The organism is Bacillus sp. ISL-57, from assembly GCF_018613135.1.
Taxonomy (GTDB): domain Bacteria; phylum Bacillota; class Bacilli; order Bacillales; family DSM-1321; genus Peribacillus; species Peribacillus frigoritolerans.
Genome location: NZ_JAGGQV010000001.1, coordinates 119,749 through 145,423, shown reverse-complemented (window position 1 = coordinate 145,423; position 25,675 = coordinate 119,749). Strand labels below are relative to the sequence as shown.

Below are 25,675 nucleotides of genomic sequence, written 5' to 3'. Positions count from 1 at the left end.
TGGGCGTTTTTCCAATGGTATCCCAAATATAATATTGTCTTCTTATTAGAGGTTCTATAAATCGCCTCTCGATTTATTAAATTCAAGGTTATTGCCTTTTTCCATTTGTTTATCCGTTTGATCAGGGTTTTCATCGTGCTTGAATGATCGATTATCATCATCATTATTATTTGGATTCGTGTCCGTGTCATTTCGAACAGGACGATAATCTACTTCCTCTTGATCATTAAAATCGTTATTACCAGCGTTACATGCTGACAGAAAACTTACCGAAAGTAATGCGGATAAAATAGTGATTTTCCATTTGCCTTTCATTTTATAACCCCCCTTATCTTAAGTTTTTGGTATTAATTTTAATATGTACCTTAAACGATACCCTTAGTCTTAAATGGAGCCCATCCATGTTTGTTTTTTTAGTATCCTAAAATAAAAAAACTGCCCCCAATTATTGTGGGAACAGGTCATGTTATTTTTTAGGTCAAAGGAATAGCTGTCTTATACGAGGGAACCACCTTTTTTAAGGTACTTTACAATCCCTTCTGCTGCTCTATATGAAAAGGCACCTAAAGTACCAGTTGGGTTAAACGAACTGTTATGAGGAAATGCTGATGAACCCGCAACAAATACATTTTCAGCGTCCCACATTTGCAGGTAAGTGTTAACCGCTGAATTTTTTGGATCAGCCCCCATGATGACGCCGCCTGTGTTATGCGTATTCGTATCTGTGTTTACGTTAAAATTTGCTTGTTCAGCGACCGTATCAATATGGTCAGGACCCATTTTTTTAGCAATCGATCTTGTTACTTTCGCCATGTATTTTACTAACTCACGGTCTTGGGCAGTATAATCATATGTCATCCGTAATAAAGGCATACCGTATACATCTTTATAAGTAGGGTCCAGATCAAGGTAGTTTTGTATGTGTGGCATACTTGCACCCTGCGATTTGACTTGCAGGATGCTATTGGCATATTTAATTGATTGCTTTTTAAATTCCGCACCCCATGAAGGTGTTCCGATTGGTGAATTATTATTTGCTATAGGTCTATTCCCATACTGGGTTGTACGAATTCCTGCTCCGTGAAGGAAGTTTACATCCGAATGGTCGAAATTATCACCTGTAAATTCTGCAATCTCAATGCCTAATGCACCTGCACCTCCATAAATATTGAACTCACGGTCATTATAATAAAGGCTTGAATATCCTGAACTCACTTGGTAACAATAGTTTTTACCAATTACACCATTTCTGGTTTTTGGATCATAGGGTATTCCAAGATTTGAATTAAGTAAAAGTCTAACATTATTAAATACATAACTCGCTAAGACCACTACTTCTGCCGGTTGTTCGAATTCTTCACCCGTGAAGGTGTCTACATAAATAACACCTGTCGCTTTCGTACCATCATTTAAAATACGGGTGACGTTTGAGTATGTCCGCAGGTCAAGGTTACCAGTTTTTTTTGCAACAGGAATGACCGTAACAACTGGATCTGCTTTTGCTCCATACTCACAACCGAAGTTTTCACAAAATGCACAATATTGACAGGCTGAACGTGAAATGCCATCAGGGTTTTCGTAATTCTCTGATAGATTTGCAGATGGGATCATATATGGTTTGTAGCCAAGCTTCTTGGCCACTTGTTCGAATTCCGCTAATACAGGTGTTTTTATCATCGGTCCTGTTGGATAAGGATTGGAGCGTTTTCCATATAACTTAACAGTTTCACCAGATATTCCTGCCATTTTTTCAAAAGTATCATAATATGGTTCGATTTGGTCATATGTAATGCCCCAGTCTTGAATCGGATAGTCTGATTTAATTTTATTTTTACCATACCTTTTTTCAGTTAGTGATTTAATTTCAAAATCATAAGGAAGAAAACGGTAGGTCTGTCCATTCCAGTGACTACCAGCCCCTCCAAGACCTTCACCTACGATAAAAGTACCATAATTACGCATAGGCAGTGCTCTCATTTTTTGGTTATTACGATGAGTAATAGTTTCTTTTGATAAATCTTGCATTAACTCTTCACGATGTTGGAAACGCAGTTCGTCATGCACCATTAAATAATCACTCATATCCCGTTCTTTCCCGCGCTCTAGTCCAACGACTTTGATTCCTGCTTTTGTTAATTCCGAGGCAATAATACCTCCAGCCCAGCCCATCCCGACTACAACGACGGGTACCTTAGGTAGTTTTTTTGCCATGTTTTTCATCCCTTTCTATCATGAATGTTTCATATGACTTTGAAGGCTATTTGGATCTAACTTTAAAAATTCTTTACTTTGGATTTCTTTTGTATAACTCATTCGAGAACCAGGATACTTTCGCATCTGCCAGCCTAGCATTTCCTTATTTCCTCCGTACAATGGATCTGCATAAACACCTTCAATGGTCAAAGTTCTTAACAATTGGAAAAATGCCGATGAAGATGCACCAGAAAGCGAACTTGCTTTACCTTTCTCGAACGCAGCTAACACTTCATCCTGTTCATTAGCCTCTAATTCTGTAAATTTCTTTTTATAGTTTTTGTTGCTATATGTATTCAATTCTTTTAAGCCTAGCCGGAACAAATCTTTTCGGTAAAGTTTATTCTGTTCACCTTGTGTTGGCTCTGGCTTATAATAGGGTCCAAGTTTATAATCCTTTTCATTTACGCCCCACCCACTGTTGAGTTGATGGTCAATATATATCGCTGCATTTAATTCCATAGCACCTGGCCCAAGATCGTCCTTTGGGAAAATACGTTCTGCAGCTGCCGCTGTCGTCTGATATTCTTCTGGATAAAAAAACATTAGGGCTTCATTCGGATTATTAGCTTGAGTTTGACTCTTCTGTTCTGTTTTCACACCACTTTCCGAATTTCTATCAAACATGCTTCCAACTGCTCCACCTAAAATAAGCCCTCCAACAGCTAAACCGGAATTCTTTAAAAAGGTACGTCTCGTACTACCTTGTTTTTCCATTTGACTTTTCTCTTTGTCCGACAAAAAAAAAACCTCCTATTTCATAATCAAGGTGTGAATTTTCTTATCACATTGATGCATCGCTTACACCTTTTTCTTATAAGCAATTATGGTGACACTTAATTCGTAAAGAACCAGAAATAATGACGGGTATATCCGATATGAAATCCGGAGGAGTAATCATAATTGATACGATTACCAGAAAGAAATAGGATACTCTCCACGCTTTTGCCAACCTTACTGGATTGAGAACTCCTAATCACTGCTGATATATTTGTTAAAAATTCCAGCACTATGGAAAATAACAGAAAGTATCCAAAAGAGATTCCGACAATAAACAAAATGAATAAACCTGGGATAAACGTTTGAGTCACTTTGCGTTCTTCTTTTGAAAGGGCAGGTGCTATAAATTCCCAAGTCTGATAGGCAACTGCAGGAATCGTAGCCGCAATGGCAAAAAACATCCGACTATATATGTCTTCAACAAAAACTAACGCACCAACGAAATCATTCGTTGCCGAAGTTCATCAAGATGTTCAATGAGATGTGAATCTTTGTTTTGCAAGGTGGCCACCTCCAGTTATATGAAAAATGCCCACCTGCATACCACTATGGACTCTACTGTTTATCCAGCATCTTCTTTTCAGCAGTCGATAACTCATGTTTTTTCTCTTCCTGTTTATCTTCATCAGAAATTAATCCATTTGTTGCACCCTTGAATTCCGTTAATGTCCGTCCAAATGCTCGACCAATTTCAGGTAGTTTTTTCGGACCGAAAATTACAAGCGCAATGATAAGAATTACGACCAAGCCTGGAATCCCAATATTCTGAAACATCACGTCAATCCTCCATAAAAAACAACAGTTACATTTACTAAAAACCGTTTGTAACCTTACAGTAAACGTTATTATTCACACACTAAAGGATGTTTAAGTGCCTTTTTTATTCCTTTTACATATATTCACAAAAATGTTCAATTTTATACCTAGCTTATATTTAGACATGCCTGTTTTGATTACAGTCCAATGTTCAAATTCCTCATCTTCTAAATAGTTCATATTAGTTTTTCAGTAATTCGACTATATGTATAACTTTTATTAAATAACCATGCAGAAAGTTGGAAATGTTATTAAGGAATTTTTGGTACCCGAGATTAGAGTAAAAGAATCTTACCTTTTATTAAAAATGTATTCATGCAAAAATAAACTTTGGGGAAAGATATAAATTAATAATAATGCTTAAATACTTTGGATGAGTAAAATAAGACCTTAGCGGTTTATGTATTTTCCACGGATTCTATTATTAAGCAGAAGATATATTAGAAACGTTCTTTGTTCTTTTATCAAAAAGATTTTCACTCCACGCTACATTAAATACGGAGGTATTTATGAAAAAAATTTGGTTTACTTCTGGAGCAAGTATCGTTCTTGCTGGTTGTTTAATATTTTTACTGTTTTTTTACAGAGGCCATCAACCCTCACCCTCCCCTAATTCAAATGGGGGAACACAGGATACTTCAGCTGGTAATCCTGAAGAAATTGTAAGTAATAGTTGTATATCTTGTCATGGGGAAAATTTACAAGGAGGAGCTGGTCCAGCTTTAAATAAAATTGGTGCAAAATATACACAAAATGATATAGAGAATATTATTAATAATGGTAAAAATGGAATGCCAGCAGGCGTTATTTCAAATGAAGAAGCTGCAATCGTGGCAGAGTGGTTATCACAGAAAAAGTGAAGAGGCAATTTTTCAACTATACCAATGCCCTTATTTAAACGTAAAATAAAACAGCCAAATCCAATAATATGGATCAGGCTGTTTTGTAATTTTCAGGAATAAATATATTTAAAAAAATGAGGACCAATTCAAAACAATTGACCAAACAGCTGTGTTTAATAATAAGCCTGTAATAAAAAGAGACCATTGGTTTTTCTTTTGTTCCCAACAGGAAATCATGAGGGCAAGACCAATTGAAACACCAATAAAGGAAAGCCATGGAAATGAATCAGTGAACTTTGTGAGAAAAACCGCAAGGCAAGCTGTGAATAATAATGATACAAGGTACTCCGTGAATAATGATAATTCGCTTTTAATATGATCGCTCAATTTTCTCCTCCTTCAAAATAGATATTATCTTCATATAATACTTCATGATGAATTTTTTATACGAAATTGCCTGCGCCCGTAGATTTCTAAAAGATAATAGTCCCTTGCTAGTTTCAATGTTCACCACTCACTGTACTGCTTTCAACATTTAAAAATACCCAATATTTATCGCTAATATATATTGAATTTTGCGTGACTATTAACAATTACAATTCCATAATATGTACTTTCAAACACCATACCAATAGTTTATTATTTGATAATTGTCCAGTATTTATCATTCGTTCTTCTTTATCAAGAATTCTTTTCAATAGTATATATTCATGTAGTGAAAATCCAAAAAAAAAATCTCTGGTTTTATATGCTCCCTCTAGCGTAATCAAACGGATTATATTTTAACTATAGATGATTTATTCAGCGCAAAAAAAAAGTCTGGCAACCTATTTTATAGTTGCTAGACTTAAGTTCATTTTTAAGATCAATCCAAATATAAACAACAATTTATACGGATAAGAAGAGTTCGTTCCTCCATGCAGACCATTTAATAGGCAACCAGGTCCCGCAGCGCCTTTTCCACTTTTTCAGGATTCACCATGAATGATTTCTCTAATGATGGTGAATATGGCATTGCAGGAACATCCGGGCCAGCGAGTCTCATGATTGGGGCATCAAGATCGAAGAGGCAGTTTTCTGCAATGATCGCCGATACTTCACTAATGATGCTTCCTTCCTTATTATCTTCAGTAATCAATAGGACTTTTCCTGTTTTAGATGCAGCTTCCATTATGGCTTCTTGATCTAATGGATAAACGGTACGTAAATCAAGTATATGAACGGATATGCCATCACTGGCCAGCCTTTCAGCTGCCTGAAGCGCAAAATGAACACAAAGGCCATAAGTGATCACTGTAACGTCCTCGCCTTCACGTTTTACATCCGCTTTACCAATCGGTAAAACATAATCATCATCCGGCACTTCTTCTTTAATTAGGCGATAGGCTCTTTTATGTTCAAAGAAAAGGACCGGGTCATCATCGCGAATGGCAGCTTTCAATAATCCTTTCACGTCATAGGGTGTAGAGGGCATGACAATTTTAAGTCCCGGTTGATTCGCAAAAATGGCTTCAACGGATTGTGAATGGTATAACGCCCCATGTACACCTCCGCCGTATGGAGCTCTGATGACAATAGGACAATGCCAGTCATTATTGGAGCGATAACGGATTTTTGCAGCTTCCGAAATGATTTGGTTGATGGCTGGCATGATGAAATCAGCGAATTGCATTTCCGCAATCGGCCTCATTCCATACATGGCCGCGCCGATGCCGACTCCTGCGATTGCGGATTCAGCAAGCGGTGTATCAATGACACGCTGTTCACCGAATTGCTCGTATAACCCTGAGGTCGCTTTAAACACGCCGCCCTTTACCCCTACGTCTTCACCTAATACAAATACACGGGAATCACGTTCCATTTCTTCCCGCATCGCCATTATCACGGCATCTATATAAGATATCACTGCCATCTTCTTTCCTCCTTACCTTTCTGCGTAAACGTATTTTGAGAGCGTGTCTTCATGTGCAAATGGAGCATTCTCCGCATAATCCGTCGCTTCGTTCACAACTTCCATTATTTCCTCGTTCAATTGTTTCTCCATTTGATCATCCATGATTCCCACTGCTTTTAAATAGGCACCAAAAGTAATGATTGAATCTATTTTTTTTGCCTCCGATACTTCATCAGGCGACCTGTATTGACTATCATCATCATCGCTTGAATGTGGTGTAAGCCTGTATGAAACCGTTTCGATTAAGCTTGGACCCTCACCGCGCCTTCCTCTCTCAGCAGCTTCTTTCACCACCCGGTATACTTCGATCGGATCATTCCCATCAACCGTCACCCCTGGCATGCCGTAACCAATGGCCCGGTCGGACACTTTCCCGCAAGCCAATTGCTTTTCAATAGGGACGGAAATGGCATACTGATTATTTTCGCACATCAAGATGACCGGAAGTTTATGTACACCTGCGAAATTCGCTCCTTCATGAAAATCTCCTTGATTTGATGAACCCTCACCGAATGTAACGAATGAAACAATATCTTTTCCTTCCATTTTTGCAGCGAGAGCAATCCCCACTGCATGTGGCACTTGAGTCGTAACTGGCGAAGATCCCGTCACGATTCGATTCTTTTTTTGCCCAAAATGCCCAGGCATTTGACGTCCGCCTGAATTTGGATCTTCTGCCTTGGCAAAACTGGATAACATTAAATCCCTGGCGGTCATCCCAAACGCGAGCACCACTCCTAGATCCCTATAATAAGGAAGGACATAATCATTTTCACGATTCAACGCAAATGCTGCACCCACTTGAGCTGCTTCTTGCCCTTGACAAGAAACGACAAATGGAATTTTCCCAGATCTGTTCAACAGCCACATCCGTTCATCCACTCTTCTTGCCAACAACATAATTCTATACATCTCTAGCACCTGCTCATCACTCAGACCTGCCTGTAGATGGCGGTTTTCAACCATATGTCATCATCCCTCCTAATAATTAAAACGGTTTTCTGTTAAAACCAGAATGTTCTCCTCACGCTGTCACCCATTATAAATATGGGTCTTTATATCACAAATTACTAACCTTTCTTTTAGCTGTTTGTTTGTCTCGCAAACTTATTTCCTGTTATGTATCTAAGGAAGGGAAAGCTCTTATATGTATGCATGCTTGCCATTTAACACCCTCAAATGCGTTATCATCTACTATTATTACCTGGTACTAACTCAATGCAATATTATCCTACCACTTTTCATCTCACATTTTCAAGTTAATTTCACTTTGTATCGTTATTTTCACGAGAAAACCTTTCTATAACAAAAACACAATGGGTTTATCAGTTTTAGCCTGACCTGACTTTAACTCATTTCCATATACGCATCCAAGACTAGATAAAAGCCGGGGTGCTGAAGTTATTTATTTGTTGACTAAGCGGAAGAATAGCTGTAAATTAAAATGGTTCATAAAATTAAATGTTCGAAATGGAACAGTTCAATACAGAAAGAATGGTGATGTTGAGTGGAGAATGAAAAACAATTAATGCGTTCCGTACAACTATTGCGTTCATTTTGGAACGTACAGAAAAATATCATGCGGTTCGTTCAAAAGACAGCCGCAGAAAATGGATTAACAGTTCCTCAATATTCCATTTTGATGACCATTACCCTTTACAAAGAGACCTCCCAAAAAAATGTCGGGGAGAAAACATTTCTTCCAAAAAGCACCTTGAGCCAAGCTATCGATGGTCTGGTTCGCGGAGGTTTGCTCCATCGTGAGCATATGGAGGGCAACCGGCGTGAGATTCAATTGTCAATCACCGATAAGGGCGAAAATTTATTAAAATCGATTCATTTTCACGAAGGAAGCATTCACCAAGTCTTTCAAACGGCCATTGAAATGCTTTCCGAAGAACAGTTTGAAGAGTTGCTAAAAACACATCTTCAAATTACAAACTTTTTAGAAGCACAAGCAACCGAACAGGGAGCGTGTACAAAATGATAAAAATACTGAAAAATTTATCCGTTTATAAGTGGATTATTTTAGCAGTTATCGGTCTGGTGTTTATTCAGTCCATGTCAGACCTCTTTTTGCCTACACTAATGGCTGATATTATTGACAAAGGCGTTGTTAAAGGAGACACTTCTTATATTTGGAAAATCGGCGGTTTTATGCTTTTGGTTTCCGCACTTGGCGCTTGTGCATCCATAATCGCAAGTTACTATTCGTCCAAAGCGGCAATGGGAATGGGACGCGATCTCCGCCTGAAGGTCTTTAATCACGTTGAAAAATTTTCGTTACAAGAATTTGACGAAGTCGGTACGGCGTCATTGATTACACGTACGACCAATGATATAACACAAGTCCAGCAAGTGGTTATCATGATGCTTCGTATGGTTATCAGTGCACCTATCATGTTAATCGGCGGAGTAATCATGGCTGTATCCATGGATGCAAAATTATCACTTGTCATTGTTGTCACAATGCCTTTTTTGATTGGGTCAATCTTGCTTATTCTATATAAAGGTGTGCCGCTCTTTCAAACGGTGCAAAAACGATTAGACCGGTTGAACCTTGTATTACGAGAAAATTTAACTGGCATTCGCGTCATTCGTGCCTTCAATCGTGAAACACAAGAGAAAGAACGTCTAAAGAATGCGAATAAAGAATTAACGGATGTCTCAATCAAAGTCAATAAAATCATGGCCTTCATGATGCCTGTAATGATGCTTGTCATGAACTTGACGGTTGTTGGTATCATTTGGTTTGGTGGAGTCCGTATTGATAACGGCGGTATGCAGATCGGGGACTTAATGGCATTTATCCAATATGTTATGCAAATTATGTTCGCTCTCGTTATGGCTTCCATGATGTTCGTTATGGTTCCACGAGCTGCCGTGTCGGCAACAAGGATAAACGAAGTCCTTGACATGAAACCTTCATTCCTGGATGAGGGGACAGAAAAGGCAGATCGTGTACATGGTACCCTTGAATTTGAACATGTTACGTTCAGTTACCCAGGAGCAGAAGAACCTGCATTATCGGATATTAGTTTTTCAGCAAATCCTGGTGAAATCACAGCAATAATCGGTGGAACAGGTTCCGGGAAAACGACTCTTGTCAATTTGATCCCTCGCTTCTATGATATTTCAAGCGGAACGATTCGCGTCAATGGTGTTGATATTCGTAAGTCATCTCAAGATGAAGTCCGTTCAAAAATTGGCTTTGTACCACAAAAGGCCTCCCTCTTTACAGGTACTATCTCTGAAAACATTCGCTTTGGAAAACAAACAGCTACACAAGATGAAGTTGAGCATGCGGCTCGGATCGCACAAGCGGAGGATTTTATCAGCAATATGAAAGGCGGCTATGAGGCAGAAGTCGATCAAGGCGGTTCAAACCTATCAGGAGGGCAAAAACAACGGCTTTCGATTGCAAGGGCACTCATTCGAAAACCGGATATTTATATATTCGATGATAGTTTTTCGGCACTGGACTACAAGACGGATGCCAACCTTCGCGCAGCCCTAAAAAATGAAACGAAAAATTCGACGGTACTACTAGTTGCACAGCGTGTCAGTACCGTCGTTGACGCTGACCGAATCATTGTGTTAGACGAAGGCCACATTGTAGGCATTGGAACACACCATGAGTTGCTTAGCACAAACGACATTTACCGTGAAATTGCCTTATCACAGCTCACAGAGGAGGAAATTGCATGAGTAATCAAAAGAAACCTCAAGGCGGCGGTCAGGTCGGGCATGGCCCTGGTGGCGGTAACATGATGCTGATGGGGCAAAAAGCTAAAGATTTTAAAGGAACACTAAAACGTCTATTGACCTATTTAAAACCGAGGCGCAACAGATTGATTTCCGTGTTCTTAGCTGCAATCATGAGTACGATTTTTATGATTGTAGGACCGAAGATCATGGGAAATGCAATTACAGAATTATTCGAAGGAGCTTACGGAAAATTCCAGGGAATACCAGGAGCAGCTATTAACTTTGATAAAATTGGCCAGATTCTTCTACTCCTTGCCGGACTTTATGCTTTAAGCAGCCTTTTCAGCTATGTACAACAATACATTATGTCAAGTGTTGCACAAGACACGGTATATGATCTTCGAGAAGATGTGAACAAAAAGCTCGAGAAACTTCCACTCAAATATTTTGAAGGACGTCCAAACGGTGAAACACTTAGCCGAATGACAAATGATATTGATACAATCGGGAGCACCCTTCAGCAAAGCTTAACGCAATTCATCACATCAATCGTAACGATTGTGGGGATTATCATCATGATGCTTTCGATAAGCCCATTATTGACATTAATCTCGATAATCAGCTTACCTTTGTCAATATTTGCAATCCGGCCCATTTTAAAAAGATCCCAAAAACATTTTGCCGATCAACAGCGTAAACTCGGACAATTAAATGGTCACATTGAAGAAATATATACCGGCCATCAAGTCGTTAAAGCATTCGGATATGAAAAAAAGGCGAGTGCCCAGTTTACTGAAGTTAATGAAGAATTGTATAAAGCGGGAAGCAAAGCCCAGTTTATATCGGGTATCATCATGCCGGTAATGTTCTTTATCGGAAATTTGAGCTATGTCCTCATCAGCGTTGTCGGCGGAATATTGGTGACGCAACGTTCGATTTCAATTGGTGACATTCAAGCATTCATCACATATTCGAAGCAGTTCACCCAGCCAATCACACAAACGGCTAACATCGCTAACATTATTCAGTCGACGGTTGCAGCCGCTGAACGTGTTTTTGAACTACTTGATGAAGAAGAGGAAATGAAAGAACAAACCACAGTTAATATAAAAAGGGCAAATGGTGCTGTCTCTTTTGAACATGTGGACTTTGGATATGGGGAAGAAATGTTAATTGAAGATATGAACATCGATGTCTTGCCTGGACAGACGGTCGCAATTGTTGGACCGACTGGTGCTGGAAAAACGACCATGATAAATCTCTTGATGAGATTTTATGAACTCAATGGCGGAAAGATTACGATTGATGGTCTTGATACACGGAATATGTCACGTAATGATCTTCGAAAGAATTTTGGTATGGTACTTCAAGATACCTGGCTCTTTAATGGTACGATTAAAGAAAATATCGCTTATGGCAAAAATGGAGCAACTGATGAAGAAATTTTTGCAGCTGCTCGGACGGCACATGCCGACCATTTCATTCGGACACTGCCAGATGGTTATGAGACAATCTTAAACGAAGAAGCTTCGAACATCTCACAAGGCCAAAAGCAGCTTTTGACAATCGCCCGGGCTGTTCTAGCAGATCCGCCAATCATGATTTTGGATGAAGCGACGTCTAGTGTGGACACTCGGACAGAAGTCTTTATCCAAAAGGCCATGAACCGACTGATGGAAGGACGAACCAGCTTTGTCATTGCCCATCGTCTCTCAACGATTAAGGATGCAGATTTGATTCTTGTTATGGAACAAGGAAAAGTGAAAGAGAAAGGAACGCATTCAGACCTTTTAAGGGAGAATGGTTTCTACGCAGAGCTATACAATAGTCAGTTCACTGAAAATGTGGCTGGATAATTAGAAAGAGGCTCGATTCTGAAACGAAATCGAGCCTCTTTCTTATAATGTATCACTCCCCCCTTTTATTTCCCTTTTTCACAAATTCCCAATCTACCTCAATATTTTTTCTGACTCTTTGAAGAAGATGAAGAATCGTTTCCGCTTCGTCCAGAGAAAATCCAGATAACGCAACCTTGTCAGTATACTCCCCTTCTTTTTTCAAAGAGGATAGACCTTTTCACCTATATCGTTTGCATATAGCTTTTTATTTTTTTGTTTTCCTCATCACTTTTCTTCTCGATTAACCCTTGTATTTCAAGTTTTTTAATGGCACGAGCTGCTGTCGTTCGGTCAACCTTTATCATTTCTGCTAACTTTTCCTGAATGATACCTGGGTTTTCACATATTCCAAATACTGCCCTTTTGTAAGGTCAAATTCTTTAAATTCGATATTACTTATAAAGTCCAATGCCCTTGCTATCATTCCAATTTTACGGAGTATTTCCTTCATTCAAAAAGACCTTGGCTTTTTTTGTTGTATTTACAACAAAAATAATTTCATTTATACTAAAATAGGATATACATTTATTATGGCTTGTCTTTTTATATAAATCTAGAAAAGGGATGAAGAACATTGGATTCAAAAAGAATAACTACTGAAAATGATTTAAAAATAGCCTTTCATATCAGAAAAGAAGTATTTGTCGAGGAACAAGGTTTCCCATTAGAATTTGAATTTGATGAATTTGATACACTTAATGCTTTATCTGAACACATATTAGTCTATTATAATGAAAAGCCAGTCGGAACTGGAAGATTGAGAGTTGTTGATGGGTTAGGTAAATTGGAGAGAATTTGCATCTTGGAGCCTTACCGTAAATTTGGTCTCGGGAAAATAATACTTAAAACGTTGGAAGAAATTGCAAAGGAACAAGGTGTTACTCAGGTTAAATTACATGGGCAAACACAGGCAGAGGGCTTTTATAAAAAACTTGGCTATCGGACTTCATCCGATGTCTTTATGGAAGATGGGGGTCCACATCTATTAATGATAAAGGAATTGGTTAAGGAATAAGTGTTAAATGTGAGTAAAACAAAAAATAACCTTTGATTTAAAAGGTCAAAGAACAGAATGATTAATCTATTAACTTTGTATTGTGAATTATACTTCGGATAAGGGAAACACATAAAAAGTGACCCTCATCCCACACTTTCCGACCCTTCTAAATAAAAGGAAAGTTTGGTTTACAAGTTTCAGATTTATATTTAACCCCAAAATCCACGCGACCATATTTTGCATTTTATGAGAGATATACGCGAACAAAAAGACGAAGCTGTTTATAACATAAACGGCTTCGTCTTTTTATTACAGAACGGGTGCTTTTTCTTGAACGAGCGGGTGAAGGGCCTGGGTTTCATCAATATAAATAAAAGCATCGTATCTATCTGACATTACAGAAGGTACATAGTTACCATATTGTTCATATTCCGGTCTGTATACAACCCCAATCGCCCGGTGACCAATCCTGCCTTGGAATAGCTGACGATTTTCATCGGTGAAAATGAGCAACTTATCATAAGCCCCCGAAAGGTGCATCGCCTCCTCCCAACTTCCATTCATAGCCGGGGGTACTGTTTTTATTTCAAAATCCATGCCCCACTCCTCTGCTGCTATGACAGTTCCTCTGTAGGTTCCGAAACCTGTGATAAATACATCTTCAGTCGGGTTTTGCTCTCGAATGACCTGGCCGACATTAATCATCCCTGAATCTTTCATATCAGTAGCGCTGGCGTCACCAACATGGGTATTATGTTCCCATACAATCGCCTTGCCTTCAGAGCCGTAAAAATCCATAATTTCATTAAGTGCATCAACCATATGCATATCTCGAATATTCCATGATCTATCATCATGGACGACCATGGTCCTGTAATAATTTTCGGCATTGTATGTTACCAACGCATTCACTTGAAGATTCAAATTCAATTCTTCGTGATGAGGGTATTTTTCTTTTTTTCGTTGAATAGTCGTCAGTAATTTGGCTACTTCGTCTATACAGTCTTCCGAAAAAATGCCTGCAGAAACTGCGTACTCCTCGTTATTCCGATTGAATGGCTCAAAACAAGTGAACGCCTGTCTGGCAGCTTCGAGGTCAGTTGAATCAATTTGTTTTAAGTAACGGATAACTTCATCCATGGATTCCCAAAGACTGTAGATATCTATCCCATAAAATCCAACTTTCGTTTGATTTTGTCCAGACTCATTGTATTCTTTCATCCATTCAATCAGGTCAATCATTTCCTCGTTTGCCCACATCCAGGTCGGCCAGCGGTCAAAACTTTTTAGCACATCTTTTGCGGATTTAGTCACTAAGTCATAGCCTTTAACATACCTATTTATTGCCTGGCAAGCGGGCCAATCGCCTTCAACAGCTACAAAGGTGAACCTTTTTTCTTGAATCAGCTTTTTTGTTATTTCAACTCGAGCCGTGTAAAACTCGGATGTCCCATGTGATGCCTCACCAAGCAAAACAAATTTTGCATTATTAACTTGTTGAATGAGCTTATCCCAATCTTCTTCATTAGTAAGCATGACTGATTGTTCGACTATTGACTGAACAAGATTATGTTTCACCGTTTTTCCCCCTTGATATCTTACGAACATTATCGTTTGTACTCGGCATTATAAGAATTGGAACCTGCGTGTACGGACAGTAAAGTATCAGCGTATCCCACTAGACGATTAATAAGTTCATCACAAATAGAGTAAACCAGCTGAAAATTTTCTTCCTCAAATAGAACAGGGTCATCCAGTATGACCGTGGTGTTAATGAACATATCTTTGTTTCCATATAGGTTGTAGTGAACTATAGCCTTTCCAGCAGCTCCACCTGTACCTGGGTCATTGAAGCCAGGAATGAAAACGAACCATTCTTCAGCAGTAGCAGACCTGAAGTTTTTTGTGAAAGACATTCTATCGGTTACCATCATGATCTTTTTTAACTCTTCCGGATTCATATCCTTGATCTTGTTCATTCCTTTGCCACCTTAACACCATGTTAATTATGTGTTCCGTTATATATTTTCCTTAAGGTTCCCATCCTATAAATATTATTATGAAATAGTGACCTTTTCCGTAAAAAAACAAGCCTGACTCCACCTCGGATCGATGATTCAGCTGAACTCGGACGCGGCAAAAAGTGATATCATGATTCATTCAGAGACTCTTATTAAATGCCGATAATCATGGAACTGCTGCATATAAAAAATATTTTTGGGGTATCAAAATAGGGAAGATAATTTCCCGGATTGGGTTGGACTGGTCTGGAGTGGAGTGGAGGAGTTGCTCATGGAAAAGATGAATCGGGGAATTTTAACGGCGCTGTCGGCGATTGGCCTTGCACAAGGGCTGAAAATTTTAACGCATTATAAGCTGACGGGAAAGTGGGACTTGAAGCAGGCTTTCACAACTGGTGGCATGCCTAGTTCGCATTCTGCGGGAGTGGCCGCCCTGGCATCGTATGTGGCAGCGAATAAAGGATGGCTGCATACGGAAACATCGCTTGCGACAGTGTTTGGCGTGATTGTGATGTATGATGCCCAGGGGATTCGCCGCCATACAGGGGAAATCGCTAAGCTCGTGAATGATCTTGAAGATAATATGGCCAAATTTTCCGGAGAGTTTCCGAGCTTTGAGTATGTTGAGCGTGAGAAGGAACTGAATGAACTGCTCGGACATCAGCCTGTGGAAGTGGGAGCAGGTGCATTGCTGGGAGTTGCACTTGGGCTTATTTCGGCTAAATTGGAGGATGGCAAGCCCTCAAAACCGATCGGCTGAAAACGGTGGGCAAGCCTTGGTCTTTTAGCTCTTGAGGTAAGTACATAATTTGAATATAACAATAGGTCATTTTAAAACATGCCTATGTTATTAACATCGGCATACTCTCCACCAAAAATCGTATCATTGGATATCCCGGTAGATTTGAAAATGACCTAGGCCTCTCAACTCTCTTAGATAGGCCTAGGTCATTTTATGTAGAATTCAATTCTTCCGGGACATTTTCATTGCGAATGAATACATATCCGATCGGAATAACCCTTTATAATATTCTACTAAGTTACCATCAGAATCAAAAATCATTCGTTCTGTAATCAGTAAGCACATCGTTTCGGCTATACCCAAATGCTTTGCATCTTCTTTTGTTGGAAAGCCGCAGGTTATGATTTGTTCCGCTTCACAAAAGTCAATGTTTAATTCACCTTCGAGTGCATCGTACAATACGGTTGTACTTAAATCGAATTTCGTCAATTTTTTTCCTAGGTCCAAAGAATAATAATGCAATTCAATGGCAATTGGGACATCCCCCTGTAACCGCAGCCTTTTAATATGGTAAGATTCATCCTCAAACCCATTTGCATCAGCTATATTTTCAGGTGTCATTACACGGCCATGATCTAGCAGTTTAATCCCCATGCTTTTAGCGGTCTCCGTAAAACTTATCATCTTAAGCCATTCTTGCACAGGTTTAAGGGAGACGAACGTTCCCTTCCCATGCCTCTTTTCCAATATTCCCTCACGAACCAGGATGGAAACTGCTTCCCGTACAGTGCTCCTGCTGACAGAATACATATCCATCAGTTCCCTTTCACTCGGGATTTTGTCTTTATAATAACCTTCCAAAATCTGATTTTCCAATATGGTTTTCAATTGAGCATGTAAAGGGATTGGATTTTTAAAGTCTAGCTCCATAAAATTTCCTCCAAACAGAAAAAGACATCGTAATGTTCGTATCAGTTCTTATATTGTAAACCAAATAGTTATAATATTCAAACATGCCACCGTTCAATTTTTCCCTTAAATTAGGTTTTGTTGAGTTTCCAGCGTTCATATACCGTTTTTCTTCGAGTAAATAAAAAAAACCTGAATAGCTCTATGTATTCAGGGCTTATCCTATATGCAACCTTCATCACATTTCATGCATATACGAAAGCTTATATATTAAATGATAAAGTACGAAATAATGGAAAGCAGCAAAGAGGTAATGGTCATGGCTAAAAGAGGACGCATGGCTTTTGTTCGCAGTGCCTGCAGGCTAACATTCAGTCCAAGACCGATCATGGCCATAGTCAATATAAATGTAGTCGCTTTGGAAATGCCATCCATTACGAGAGGTGAAACCGTAATATAACTTCCAAACACATAACTTCCTATTAGGCTCATGATTATAAAACCAACGAGGAACCACGGAAAATCAATTTTGGCATCATGGCCCATTTTCCCGGATGTTCGCTTTTTCATCCAATACATAAAAATGAAACATAAAGGAATGAGTAAAAAGACACGTCCCAATTTGGCGAGGAGTGCAATCGCTAGCGCATCTTCACCAGCCGGTGCTCCTGCCAAAGCAACATGGGCGATTTCATGAAGACTGATCCCAGACCAGATTCCATAATCCAAAGCAGATAGCGGAAGGAGCGGACGTAAAAGTGTATAAACAATGGAGAAAAGTGTTCCCATTAAAGCGATTATCCCGACGCCTATGGCTGTATCCTCTTCCTTCGCTTTCACGATTGGAGATATTGCCGCGATGGCTGCTGCACCGCATATCCCGGTTCCTACAGCAAGAAGAAGGGAAATGGAAGCATCCGCCTTAATCCACTTTGCAATCAGGACCATCACGACTATGGCGAATGTTACTGTCCCTATGTCACGTACCAATAATGGCAGTCCCTGATTGAAAATCACATCGATATTTAATTTCAACCCGTATAAAATAATGGCAAAACGCAAAAGTTTTTTTGCGGAAAATTCGATTCCAGTCCGGAACTTTTCTGGATATCCCGCAATTTGACGATAAATCACGGCAATGATGATCGAGCATGCAAGTGGACCGATTCGATCGAATCCTGAAATCTTCGACAGCCCCAAGCCTAAGAGGGCAATGAAAAAGGTGAAAGCGATACCGCTCAGCCACAAAAGCACCTTATTTTGAAGTGGGTTCTGCTGCACCTGAGGTGTTTCTTCCAATGGCTCATATTTTTCTAATTCCATACAATCCTTCCCCCTTTCCAGATAAACTAAATATCATCCCATCCTTTCAATCGTTTGAAAAAAATCGGTTTCATCTATATTAGGAAGCGAATTCCCTTTGATAAAATACTCGGATTCCTTTAAAAAAGGCAAGCTTGGAATTTGTTTCCCCCACAATTCAGGAACCGCTAAAGTCTGGGAACGATGTGACCTTAAGGCATGGATCTTTTTCTTTAAAGTCCCTGCTATATTCACTTCTCTGATACTTCCCAGCCCGTTTTCCTTTAACCATTCATCATAAAAAGCATGCCAAAGGACAAAGTACAGACAATGAACCTTAAAAGCTGGAAATACTGGATCTGGATAAAAATCGGAATCACCGGAGTTTAAGAAAGCAAATGCGGCAGCACGGCCAATCGCACAATGGTCTGGATGCCCACCGTATTTCTCATGGAATGTAATTAGTGCATCCGGTTGAACTTCACGTATCACCTTTACGATTCTCTCCGTCAATAAATCGAATCTTTCAAATTCAATCGTTTTATCCCTTACGTTTAAAAATCGCAGGTCACTGATCCCCAATTCTTCACAAGCTCTTTTTAACTCCTCCACCCTTAGTTCTGGCAATGCCTCCCTTGTTGTTACAATGGGATTTCCCATTCGTCTGCCCATTTCGCCTTTTGTCGCACATAGTAAAGTTATCTGAACACCCCGCTCAGACATTTTAGCAATGGTTCCCCCACACAGGAATGACTCATCATCGGGATGTGCGAGAACCACCAATAACCTTTGTTGTGATTGCATGTTTCCTCCCGTTTTGCATTTCTAATTTTTTCCATACAGTTAGTCTCAATATGAAAAAATGGACATGGATGTCAATCATGCCCATCTTCATTTTTCTTCTATATAGATAGCACCCTAAAGTTCCACATCTTTTTGGTTAGCATAATTCACATAAAACGGATTTAACCGTTTCTATGACAAAGCGTAAATCTTCAACGGTCGAAGATAAAGGCGGTGCAATGATGAGTACATTTCCATATCCAGGAACCGTATCACCATTACGTCCGATGATAAGTCCCTTTGCCTTGCAAGCCCCGATTATTTTACCCATGAACTCTTCGGAAACAGGCGTTTTTGCCTTTTTATCTTCCACTAATTCAATGCCATATAAAAACCCGACTCCCCGAACTTCCCCTACTTTATCCAGGGCTGTCAATTCAAAGAGCGCGCGAAGTGTCGTTTCACTAAGTTCAGATACTCGTTGAACGATGTTTTCATTTTCCAAGATTTCAATGTTCTTTAGCGCAACTGCGCAAGATGCAGGGTGGCCTCCATATGTTGACACATGCCTGAAATGATTTAAATTTCCGTTGTCTTTGAACTTCTCATAAATCCTTGAATTCACGGCCGTTGCTCCAAGTGGAAGATAACCGCTGGTCAAACCCTTTGCCATCGTAACAATATCCGGTTGAACCCCATCTGAGTGCATGAACCCAAACATTTTTCCGGTTCTTCCAAAACCTGAAACCACTTCATCCACAATTAATAGAACTTCATGCTTCTTACAGATTTCCGAAACCCTCGTTAAGTATTCTTTTGAAGGAATAAGGACCCCGCCACCAGATATGAATGGTTCAAGGATAACACCCGCTACCGTGTCAGCTCCTTCAAAGTTAATGACCTGATCGATATATTCAGCTGCAAGCAAATCGGAGTTTTCAACGTTTTCCCCAAACGGGCTTCGATAACTGTACGGCGGTGGAACATGCAGGAAACCTGGTACCGCCGGATCATATTTCACTCTCCGATTAGCCTGTGCAGTTGCGCTTAGCGCGCCAAAAGTATTGCCGTGATAAGCTCTATACCTTGAGATGAATTTGTATTTACCCTGATTTCCATTTTGGGAATGATATTGCCTGGCTATTTTAAAAGCTGTCTCATTCGCCTCAGAACCGCTGTTCGTAAAAAAAGTTGTATAAGGGCCCTTTAAATGTTCACTTATTTTTGCAGATAATTCGATTGCCGGCTTATGACTTAATGTTAAAGGGAAGTATGATAAATTAATCATTTGTTCATAGGCAGCCTGGGCAATCTCTTTTCGTCCGTGACCAAGATTCAAGCACCATAAACCGGAAACACCATCTAAATATTTATCACCTTTAGTATCTGTGAACCATGAGCCGGATCCTTCTGTAGCCATCATGGGAGCATCCTTCTCATTATAGCGATGCATCGCATGCCATAAATGGTCTTTATCCATTTGAACAAGGTCTTTCGTTTCAGTTTCCATCTTCACTTTTGAAACCCCCTTATTTTTCATTGAATGTAACTAAGTTAAGTTCCCATGCTGTTACAGACCTTTTAAAGCGAATTGGTGATGGTGCGATGACCCAAATCGTTCAACAAGTCATCGCAGCTGTCCTATCACCTTTTTTTCACAAACTCTTATTTATCCCAGTTTTTATGATCTAAATGAGAATATTTTTCTAATAATCTAGTAGGCATTTTTAATGCATCTTTTCTAAATGGCGGAGCCAATTGTGTTCCATCCACTTGTATATCAATGACAGTCGGTTTGTTTGATTTTATTGCTTTTTCAATGACAGAGCCTAACTCGTCTGCTTTTTCCACCCTAATGCCTACAGCACCCATTGATCGGGCAACTTCTGCAAAATCAGGATTTTGGATATCTGCCCCTACAAAACGGTTATTATAAAAATCGACCTGATTCTTTTTCTCTGCGCACCATGCATTATTATTGAAGACGCATGCTATGACCGGTATGTTTTCTTCAACGGCCGTACTCACTTCATGTAAGCTCATGCCCCACGCGCCATCTCCAACAATGGCTATAACAGGCGTGTTCGGCTCAGCTAATTTGGCACCTAGTGCGGATGGGTAAGCAAATCCAGTATTCCCGAATGTAAGCGCAGCGATATGCCTGCGTCCCTGATTGAATTTCAAGTAAGCGTTTGCAGTTGAAGAAACATTACCGATATCTGTAGTAACGATGGCATTTTCAGGCAACACTTTTGTCAATTCCAATAGGGCTCGACGCGGATTGATTGGGGTTCCATCGATCATAGCAAGGTTCACCAATTCTTCTTCCCATTTTTGTTTTTCATTCGTAACTTCTACTATCCGCTCTTTTTCTTGTTTTAGGCTTGGTTTATTAGCCTTCAACCGTTTCAAGATTTCACGACTCGCTTCGCGGGCATCTCCGATGATCCCCACTTCCACAGGGTGCGTCCTCGCTATTTGCCTTGGGTTAATATCAATTTGGATGATTTGCGCATCTTTAGGGAAATAATCAATGTCATAGCATGGCAGTGTTCCAAATACCGATAATCTTGTGCCGACCGCCAAAATGACGTCCGCTTTCTTAAGTGTATTCATGGCAGCCTTCGAACCCATGTAACCGATTGGGCCGACTGACAAGGGATGATCGGCAGGAAAAGCATCATTATGCATATAGGAGACAGCTACCGGAGCCGTTAAATATTCTGCCATATTCTTAATTTCCTCAATGCCATCTGAATCAACCGTCCCCCTACCGGAAATGATGACCGGATACTGTGCCTCGGCTAAAATTTCAGCTGCTCTATCCAAGGAAGCAGAAGAACCGCAGCCCCTTTCATCTACGCGATATTGATGTGGTTGAAGTATTTGATCTTCCACTTCACCATAGAAGTAATCACGGGGAATATCGAATAAAACCGGTCCCCTCTCGGCGTAAGCAATTCGAAATGCTGTCCTGAGGCAATCAGCGACCCGGCCTGGGTGTGTCACTCTAACCGTTTCTTTCGTGATTGCCTTGAAGATGGAAACCTGATCGCATTCCTGGAAACCATCCCATCCAACCGTTGGTGTACCAGCTGAAGGTGAAATGACCACCATAGGAGTATGAGCTTGATTGGCCGCTGCAACAGAGGTGACCATATTCGTCATCCCAGGTCCGTTTTGACCGATGACAACTCCTGCAACACCAGAGACACGACAATACGCATCTTCCATATGGGCTGCACTTTGTTCATGGCGGACACCAATGAAACGAATTCCTGCAGTTGGCAATAAATCAAGCATATCCATGAAAGCAGATCCCAAAATTCCCGAGATATGTTTTACTCCTTCGGCCACTAATGTTTCAACGATTGCTTCACTTGGTGTCATTTTAACTTTTGTACCTCTTAACATTTTTGTTTCGACCATAGCACATTCTCCTTAATTATATTATTTCTGATAATGACGTTGCGACGTCCGTACCAGTTATAAGATGTATAATACTACCATTATGCGTAATAGTCAATGAATAATTCGAATATTTCGAATTAATTTAAAATCTCTGTCCGTCATAGGCACTAACACATGTATTTGACTTTTTATTAACCAATAAATATATCCTTTTTTTCAGTCAATCTGTAGTTGATTCTATCGATGATCTCCAATAAATCACCTATTTCATCAATTACGAAATCGGCACCTGCATTCCAAAAACGATTTTCTGCATGTTTCATCCGTTTTTGCAGATCATATGGGTCCACTTCGTTGATTTCTGCTTCTGATAGGCCGATCTCACTGCCGCCTTTCAATACGGCAACAGTCCACATGCCCGCAGAAATGCCTTCTTTGATGTCACTGATCGTATCGCCGACTTTAACGATTTTGCTGAGTGGATACACTTCGAGATTCATCGCCGTCTTAAAGCACATCCAAGGGGCAGGCCTTCCTGTAGGCACTTCGGTTGACGCAACGATGGAATCTGGTTGATAGCCCCATTTTTCCGCCTCTTCTTTAACAACATCAATCATTTCACGAGTATATCCTGTTGTCGAACCGATTTTTATTCCTTGCTGCCTTAACCGGCTGACTAATTCAATTACGCCTGGTATTGGCTTGGCGTACTCCTTGAGAACCTTAAAAAGCAAAGCCTCAAAGTCCTTATATAATGATTTTATATCTCTTTCGTCCGGTTCTTTCCCGAATTTAGCAATCCATAAATTGGAGATTCGTTTCATTTTCAGGAGTTCCATTATATGATCCATTTTCAATAATCCCATAGGTTCCCTTGCTTCCTTAATGGTGATATCTATCCCCCTTATCCTGAATATCTCGACAAATGCTTGGACCGGCGCAAAACAACCATAATCCACCGTCGTTCCTGCCCAATCGAATATCACTGCTTGAACCTCTTTGCATTCTTTTGCCCTTTCCAATCTATGCTTCCCCCTCATCTTACCTCCTCCAAAATCACCAAACTTGCTAAACCAGGGTATTAAGAGAATTCAATTAACTTCTTCCAAAAATAACTGTAAATCGTCCTTGGTAGCTTTAGAGAGTCGTTTAATTTTTTCAAGGTCCTTTTTTGGATTCCCTGACTCCCCAATTAATGGGTAAAGGTTTTTCTCAATCCTTTCATACCAATCCGGGTATTCATCTTCCACTTGCTTTTCTATCGAATCCCAAACAGAACTCATCTCTTTTCCCATTTCTTCAATTCTCTCTGAATCCGCATCCGTATTAATTTCAGATTCCAATTCTTTTATGGATTGAATCACATCACCGACACCTTTTTTAATGACCTCCACATTTTGGGTTTCACCCGTATTTGAATCCGGATTTTCATTCATGACTGGACTTTTTTCTTGTTGAGCCTCGTCCGGTTCAGCTGAATTGCCGCAGCCTGACAGCAATATGGCTCCAAGGACAACTCCACTGGTTATTACGCGGAAAACATTCAACCTAACCCCTCCTTCATGATTTAAAAGACAGATGGCACCAAGCACTTATTGGCACAATTCTCTTTTTCTATAGGAATCATATTCTAGCTGATTAGTGAATTGAAGAATTTTGTCTGAGGAATTCCATAGAAGTAATCTTAAATTAAACCAATGGTGTGGAGCCAAAGCTATAACTTTTCAGAATTAGGGGAACCAGAAGCAATATTAAATTCATTCTCCAAATACTTCGCTTTTTTTCGCCGAATGAAAAAGAATGAACAAATAACGATCAAGCTAAATAGCATGGTAAAGATGAACTGCGGACGCTGCGAATCGATAAAAGCCATTAATATTAACACTGAAATCATGGAAATGATGGTTGCATAAGTCAAATATGGGAATAACCACATCTTAATCTTGAATATTCCAGGATTCTCTTTCTCGATTCTCTTCCTTAATCGGAGATGGGAAACCGCAATGGCCAGATAAACAAGAATTCCGACTCCGCCCGAGGAATTCACTAAAAAGAAAAAGATTTTATCAGGTGAAACATAACTGAAAATGGTGCTGATAAAGGCGAATATAGTAGAGCCGACTACAGCAAATATAGGGACACCGTTCTTGCTCACTTTAGAAAATAGCTTTGGGGCGTCACCCTTTTGTGCAAGTGAAAATAACATGCGCGAACTCGTATACAATCCCGAATTCAAACAAGATAGCAATGCAATGAGGATCACTATATTCATGATCAGGGCAGCAGAAGGGATTCCCAGCATTTCAAGTACGGCAACAAATGGACTTTTCAGCAAAGAAGCCGAATTCCATGGTAATAGCGTCACTAGAATGGCGATGGACCCAATATAGAAAATCAGGATTCGCCAAACCACACTATTCAATGCACTTCTAACTGATTTAACCGGATCACTGGTTTCACCCGCGGCAATCGCTGGAATCTCCACTCCAACAAATGCATGAAAAACGATTGCAACACCAACAAGCACAGAACTTAGCCCATTTGGAATAAACCCGCCAAAGTTTAAAAGATTGGAAGCTCCGGGTGGTTTTATCGTTGGGATAAGCCCTAATATCACGGCCACCCCCAGGCACAGGAATAGTATGATACTTATTATTTTAATGATTGAAAACCAGTATTCGAACTCACCAAACGATTTTACGGAAAAAATATTCGTCATTTTCAATAGAATGATCAATGATAGACTTATGACCCAGACGGGAACGGAAGGAAGCCAGCTGTGAAAGATTGCTGCTCCAGCCGTTGCTTCCAAAGCAATTACGATAACCCAAAAGAACCAATATAACCAACCTGTTGTAAAACCGGCCCATTCACCTATCCCTTCTCTTGCATAAACCGCAAAAGATCCAGTATTGGGATTCACTGTGGCCATTTCCCCAAGCATCCTCATGACTAACACAACGATCAAGCCTGCCAAAACATATGATAATATCGCCCCGGGGCCCGTTTGACCAATAATGATACCGCTTCCTACGAATAAACCAGCTCCTATGACACCACTCAAAGATATCATCGTTAAATGTCTTTGTTTCAGACCTGGTTTCAGTTCTTCCTGTTGATGTTTCATACCCTCCACCAACTTTCAATAATTTGGGGAATCAACTAAGATAATCGCTACTTGAATGTAAAGCAGGCTTTTCAGCAGCCTGTCCTTTACACTTTCACAAAGATAGTGGGAACTTGGAAACATGGCATTTTA

Annotated in this window: 23 protein-coding genes and 2 pseudogenes; 6 read left to right on the top strand and 19 right to left on the bottom strand. The window is 39.9% G+C overall.

Translation table 11 applies throughout. The features are described 5' to 3' along the window. Nucleotides 1-54 precede the first annotated feature (54 nt). From J7I90_RS00660 to J7I90_RS00640, 5 genes and pseudogenes are all read right to left on the bottom strand, one after another. Nucleotides 55-315: a hypothetical protein gene (locus J7I90_RS00660; RefSeq protein WP_054396325.1), complete on the bottom strand. Its 261-nt coding sequence runs from the start codon at nt 313-315 to the stop codon at nt 55-57. Nucleotides 316-495: 180 nt separating this feature from the next. After that, nucleotides 496-2,211, bottom strand: coding sequence for a GMC family oxidoreductase (locus tag J7I90_RS00655; protein WP_214767786.1), 1,716 nt, complete (start codon nt 2,209-2,211; stop codon nt 496-498). 18 nt (nt 2,212-2,229) lie between these two features. After that, on the bottom strand, nt 2,230-2,994 hold the full coding sequence (locus tag J7I90_RS00650; protein WP_251025029.1) for a gluconate 2-dehydrogenase subunit 3 family protein: 765 nt from the start codon (nt 2,992-2,994) through the stop codon (nt 2,230-2,232). A gap of 60 nt (nt 2,995-3,054) precedes the next feature. Beyond that, nucleotides 3,055-3,535, bottom strand: a pseudogene (locus J7I90_RS00645) (twin-arginine translocase subunit TatC). A gap of 53 nt (nt 3,536-3,588) precedes the next feature. Next, nucleotides 3,589-3,807: a twin-arginine translocase TatA/TatE family subunit gene (locus tag J7I90_RS00640; protein ID WP_034312681.1), complete on the bottom strand. Its 219-nt coding sequence runs from the start codon at nt 3,805-3,807 to the stop codon at nt 3,589-3,591. A gap of 551 nt (nt 3,808-4,358) precedes the next feature. On the opposite strand from J7I90_RS00640, the gene J7I90_RS00635 reads away from it, so the two are divergent. Next, the gene (locus tag J7I90_RS00635; protein WP_214767783.1) at nt 4,359-4,709 is read left to right on the top strand and encodes a c-type cytochrome; all 351 of its coding nucleotides are present in this window, start codon (nt 4,359-4,361) and stop codon (nt 4,707-4,709) included. 108 nt (nt 4,710-4,817) lie between these two features. Here the strand turns inward: J7I90_RS00635 and J7I90_RS00630 are convergent, their stop codons facing one another. The 3 genes from J7I90_RS00630 to J7I90_RS00620 all read right to left on the bottom strand — a co-directional run bounded on the left by J7I90_RS00630 (nt 4,818) and on the right by J7I90_RS00620 (nt 7,611). Further along, the gene (locus J7I90_RS00630) at nt 4,818-5,078 is read right to left on the bottom strand and encodes a hypothetical protein (protein WP_054396339.1); all 261 of its coding nucleotides are present in this window, start codon (nt 5,076-5,078) and stop codon (nt 4,818-4,820) included. Between the two features lie 541 nt (nt 5,079-5,619). Next, nucleotides 5,620-6,603 (bottom strand): alpha-ketoacid dehydrogenase subunit beta, encoded by a 984-nt coding sequence (locus J7I90_RS00625; protein ID WP_095679607.1) that lies wholly within the window; start codon nt 6,601-6,603, stop codon nt 5,620-5,622. Nucleotides 6,604-6,615: 12 nt separating this feature from the next. Further along, on the bottom strand, nt 6,616-7,611 hold the full coding sequence (locus J7I90_RS00620; protein ID WP_214767781.1) for a thiamine pyrophosphate-dependent dehydrogenase E1 component subunit alpha: 996 nt from the start codon (nt 7,609-7,611) through the stop codon (nt 6,616-6,618). A 541-nt stretch (nt 7,612-8,152) separates the two neighbouring features. On the opposite strand from J7I90_RS00620, the gene J7I90_RS00615 reads away from it, so the two are divergent. Genes J7I90_RS00615 through J7I90_RS00605 form a run of 3 tightly spaced genes read left to right on the top strand, consistent with a single transcriptional unit; the run spans nt 8,153 to nt 12,209 of the window. Beyond that, nucleotides 8,153-8,632 (top strand): MarR family winged helix-turn-helix transcriptional regulator, encoded by a 480-nt coding sequence (locus tag J7I90_RS00615; protein ID WP_214767779.1) that lies wholly within the window; start codon nt 8,153-8,155, stop codon nt 8,630-8,632. Then, a complete protein-coding gene (locus tag J7I90_RS00610) occupies nt 8,629-10,353 on the top strand; it encodes an ABC transporter ATP-binding protein (protein WP_214767776.1) in 1,725 nt (574 codons plus the stop codon). The genes J7I90_RS00615 and J7I90_RS00610 overlap by 4 nt, the downstream gene beginning before the upstream one ends. Next, complete coding sequence (locus J7I90_RS00605) at nt 10,350-12,209, top strand: ABC transporter ATP-binding protein (protein WP_214767773.1); 1,860 nt, start codon at nt 10,350-10,352, stop codon at nt 12,207-12,209. Before J7I90_RS00610 ends, J7I90_RS00605 begins: the two co-directional genes overlap by 4 nt. A gap of 52 nt (nt 12,210-12,261) precedes the next feature. Here the strand turns inward: J7I90_RS00605 and J7I90_RS00600 are convergent. Beyond that, nucleotides 12,262-12,702, bottom strand: a pseudogene (locus tag J7I90_RS00600) (MarR family winged helix-turn-helix transcriptional regulator). A gap of 123 nt (nt 12,703-12,825) precedes the next feature. On the opposite strand from J7I90_RS00600, the gene J7I90_RS00595 reads away from it, so the two are divergent. Beyond that, nucleotides 12,826-13,266 carry a GNAT family N-acetyltransferase gene (locus J7I90_RS00595; RefSeq protein WP_214767770.1) on the top strand — a complete coding sequence of 147 codons (441 nt, stop codon included), beginning with the start codon at nt 12,826-12,828 and terminating at the stop codon, nt 13,264-13,266. A gap of 291 nt (nt 13,267-13,557) precedes the next feature. Here J7I90_RS00595 and J7I90_RS00590 read toward each other — a convergent pair whose 3' ends face one another. Both J7I90_RS00590 and J7I90_RS00585 read right to left on the bottom strand, forming a co-directional pair. Then, complete coding sequence (locus tag J7I90_RS00590) at nt 13,558-14,856, bottom strand: erythromycin esterase family protein (protein ID WP_214767767.1); 1,299 nt, start codon at nt 14,854-14,856, stop codon at nt 13,558-13,560. Continuing rightward, a complete protein-coding gene (locus J7I90_RS00585) occupies nt 14,856-15,227 on the bottom strand; it encodes a hypothetical protein (RefSeq protein WP_214767764.1) in 372 nt (123 codons plus the stop codon). The genes J7I90_RS00590 and J7I90_RS00585 overlap by 1 nt, the downstream gene beginning before the upstream one ends. Nucleotides 15,228-15,540: 313 nt before the next feature. Between J7I90_RS00585 and J7I90_RS00580 the strand changes: the two genes are divergently transcribed. Beyond that, nucleotides 15,541-16,029 (top strand): divergent PAP2 family protein, encoded by a 489-nt coding sequence (locus J7I90_RS00580; RefSeq protein ID WP_214767748.1) that lies wholly within the window; start codon nt 15,541-15,543, stop codon nt 16,027-16,029. A 204-nt stretch (nt 16,030-16,233) separates the two neighbouring features. On the opposite strand, the gene J7I90_RS00575 is transcribed toward J7I90_RS00580, so the two are convergent. The 8 genes from J7I90_RS00575 to J7I90_RS00540 all read right to left on the bottom strand — a co-directional run bounded on the left by J7I90_RS00575 (nt 16,234) and on the right by J7I90_RS00540 (nt 25,543). Further along, nucleotides 16,234-16,941 carry a GntR family transcriptional regulator gene (locus J7I90_RS00575; protein ID WP_214767745.1) on the bottom strand — a complete coding sequence of 236 codons (708 nt, stop codon included), beginning with the start codon at nt 16,939-16,941 and terminating at the stop codon, nt 16,234-16,236. 249 nt (nt 16,942-17,190) lie between these two features. Then, a complete protein-coding gene (locus J7I90_RS00570; protein WP_214767742.1) occupies nt 17,191-18,243 on the bottom strand; it encodes a YeiH family protein in 1,053 nt (350 codons plus the stop codon). 33 nt (nt 18,244-18,276) lie between these two features. Further along, on the bottom strand, nt 18,277-19,026 hold the full coding sequence (locus tag J7I90_RS00565; protein ID WP_214767739.1) for a PIG-L family deacetylase: 750 nt from the start codon (nt 19,024-19,026) through the stop codon (nt 18,277-18,279). A 136-nt stretch (nt 19,027-19,162) separates the two neighbouring features. After that, nucleotides 19,163-20,515 carry an aminotransferase gene (locus J7I90_RS00560; protein ID WP_251025065.1) on the bottom strand — a complete coding sequence of 451 codons (1,353 nt, stop codon included), beginning with the start codon at nt 20,513-20,515 and terminating at the stop codon, nt 19,163-19,165. Between the two features lie 155 nt (nt 20,516-20,670). Next, nucleotides 20,671-22,434, bottom strand: coding sequence for a sulfoacetaldehyde acetyltransferase (gene xsc / locus J7I90_RS00555; protein WP_214767712.1), 1,764 nt, complete (start codon nt 22,432-22,434; stop codon nt 20,671-20,673). 173 nt (nt 22,435-22,607) lie between these two features. Continuing rightward, complete coding sequence (gene phnX, locus J7I90_RS00550) at nt 22,608-23,438, bottom strand: phosphonoacetaldehyde hydrolase (protein ID WP_251025028.1); 831 nt, start codon at nt 23,436-23,438, stop codon at nt 22,608-22,610. 69 nt (nt 23,439-23,507) lie between these two features. Next, entirely contained in the window at nt 23,508-23,963 is a 456-nt protein-coding gene (locus J7I90_RS00545) for a hypothetical protein (protein WP_214767684.1), read from the bottom strand. A gap of 167 nt (nt 23,964-24,130) precedes the next feature. After that, on the bottom strand, nt 24,131-25,543 hold the full coding sequence (locus J7I90_RS00540; protein WP_214767681.1) for an amino acid permease: 1,413 nt from the start codon (nt 25,541-25,543) through the stop codon (nt 24,131-24,133). Nucleotides 25,544-25,675: the final 132 nt, after the last annotated feature.

Coding starts and splice junctions, on each gene's coding strand:
- J7I90_RS00640 (WP_034312681.1), bottom strand. CDS start 3,807: ATGTTTCAGAATATTGGGATTCCAGGCTTGGTCGTAATTCTTATCATT.
- xsc (WP_214767712.1), bottom strand. CDS start 22,434: ATGGTCGAAACAAAAATGTTAAGAGGTACAAAAGTTAAAATGACACCA.
- J7I90_RS00590 (WP_214767767.1), bottom strand. CDS start 14,856: ATGTTCGTAAGATATCAAGGGGGAAAAACGGTGAAACATAATCTTGTT.
- J7I90_RS00580 (WP_214767748.1), top strand. CDS start 15,541: ATGGAAAAGATGAATCGGGGAATTTTAACGGCGCTGTCGGCGATTGGC.
- J7I90_RS00655 (WP_214767786.1), bottom strand. CDS start 2,211: ATGGCAAAAAAACTACCTAAGGTACCCGTCGTTGTAGTCGGGATGGGC.
- J7I90_RS00570 (WP_214767742.1), bottom strand. CDS start 18,243: ATGGAATTAGAAAAATATGAGCCATTGGAAGAAACACCTCAGGTGCAG.
- J7I90_RS00540 (WP_214767681.1), bottom strand. CDS start 25,543: ATGAAACATCAACAGGAAGAACTGAAACCAGGTCTGAAACAAAGACAT.
- J7I90_RS00560 (WP_251025065.1), bottom strand. CDS start 20,515: ATGGAAACTGAAACGAAAGACCTTGTTCAAATGGATAAAGACCATTTA.
- J7I90_RS00625 (WP_095679607.1), bottom strand. CDS start 6,603: ATGGCAGTGATATCTTATATAGATGCCGTGATAATGGCGATGCGGGAA.
- J7I90_RS00610 (WP_214767776.1), top strand. CDS start 8,629: ATGATAAAAATACTGAAAAATTTATCCGTTTATAAGTGGATTATTTTA.
- J7I90_RS00575 (WP_214767745.1), bottom strand. CDS start 16,941: ATGGAGCTAGACTTTAAAAATCCAATCCCTTTACATGCTCAATTGAAA.
- J7I90_RS00585 (WP_214767764.1), bottom strand. CDS start 15,227: ATGAACAAGATCAAGGATATGAATCCGGAAGAGTTAAAAAAGATCATG.
- J7I90_RS00605 (WP_214767773.1), top strand. CDS start 10,350: ATGAGTAATCAAAAGAAACCTCAAGGCGGCGGTCAGGTCGGGCATGGC.
- J7I90_RS00620 (WP_214767781.1), bottom strand. CDS start 7,611: ATGGTTGAAAACCGCCATCTACAGGCAGGTCTGAGTGATGAGCAGGTG.
- J7I90_RS00635 (WP_214767783.1), top strand. CDS start 4,359: ATGAAAAAAATTTGGTTTACTTCTGGAGCAAGTATCGTTCTTGCTGGT.
- J7I90_RS00660 (WP_054396325.1), bottom strand. CDS start 315: ATGAAAGGCAAATGGAAAATCACTATTTTATCCGCATTACTTTCGGTA.
- J7I90_RS00565 (WP_214767739.1), bottom strand. CDS start 19,026: ATGCAATCACAACAAAGGTTATTGGTGGTTCTCGCACATCCCGATGAT.